Raw genomic sequence first — 1248 nt, 5'->3', positions numbered from 1 at the left:
GGTCCTCGCTGCTGGTGACGGCGGTGGGTTGTCCGTTCAGCAGGGTGCATGCCACTGCGGACACCGAGCCCGTGTGGCCGGTGAGGGGTTTGCCGATGGTCTGGCTGGTGGTGAGGTCCCAGATCCGTACGGTCTTGTCCTCGCTGCTGGTGACGGCGGTGGGTTGTCCGTTCAGCAGGGTGCATGCCACTGCGGACACCGAGCCCGTGTGGCCGGTGAGGGGTTTGCCGACGGTTTGGCCGGTGGCGAGGTCCCAGACCCGTACGGTGTTGTCCGCGCTGCCGATGATAGCGGTGGGTCGTCCGTTCAGCAGGGTGCATGCCACGGCGAACACGGGGTCGGTGTGGCCGGTGAGGGGTTTGCCGACGGGCTGGCCGGTGGCGAGGTCCCACACCCGCACGGTGCCGTCCCAGCTGCCGGTGACGGTGGTGGGTCGTCCGTTCAGCAGGGTGCATGCCACTGCGGACACGGTGCCGGTGTGGCCGGTGAGGGGTTTGCCGATGGTCTGGCCGGTGGTGAGGTCCCAGATCCGTACGGTGCTGTCCGCGCTGCCGGTGACGGCGACGGGTCGTCCTTTCAGCACGGTGCATGCCACGGCGAACACGCTATTGGTGTGGCCGGTGAGGGGTTTGCCGATGGTCTGGCCGGTGGTGAGGTCCCAGATCCGCACGGTGCGGTCTGCGCTGCCGGTGACGGCGACGGGTCGTCCTTTCAGCACGGTGCATGCCACGGCGAACACGGTATTGGTGTGGCCGGTGAGGGGTTTGCCGACGGTTTGGCTCGTGGTGAGGTCCCAGATCCGCACGCTGTCGTCCTCGCTGCTGGTGACGGCGGTGGGTTGTCCGTCCAGCAGGGTGCATGCCACTGCGGACACCGAGCCCGTGTGGCCGGTGAGGGGTTTGCCGACGGTTTGGCTGGTGGTGAGGTCCCAGATCCGCACGCTGTCGTCCGCGCTGCCGGTGACGGCGACGGGTCGTCCTTTCAGCACGGTGCATGCCACGGCGAACACGGTATTGGTGTGGCCGGTGAGGGGTTTGCCGACGGGCTGGCTGGTGGTGAGGTCCCAGATCCGTACGGTGTTGTCCGCGCTGCCGGTGACGGCGACGGGTCGTCCTTTCAGCACGGTGCATGCCACGGCGGACACGCTATTGGTGTGGCCGATGAGGGGTTTGCCGACGGGCTGGCCGGTGGCGAGGTCCCACACCCGCACGGTGATGTCCCAGCTGCCGGTGACGGCGACGGGTCGTC

General features: G+C 68.3%; 1 protein-coding gene. It reads right to left on the bottom strand.

Features of this window, described 5'->3' with window-relative positions:
• On the bottom strand, positions 1-1248 hold a 1248-nt coding region (locus ACFVS6_RS28500), incomplete at both ends, for a WD40 repeat domain-containing protein (protein ID WP_389708265.1).

Source organism: Streptomyces sp. NPDC057939 (assembly GCF_042887545.1).
GTDB lineage: Bacteria > Actinomycetota > Actinomycetes > Streptomycetales > Streptomycetaceae > Streptomyces.
Note: the sequence above shows the minus strand (reverse complement) of the source record. Positions and strands in the feature narration are given on the sequence as shown.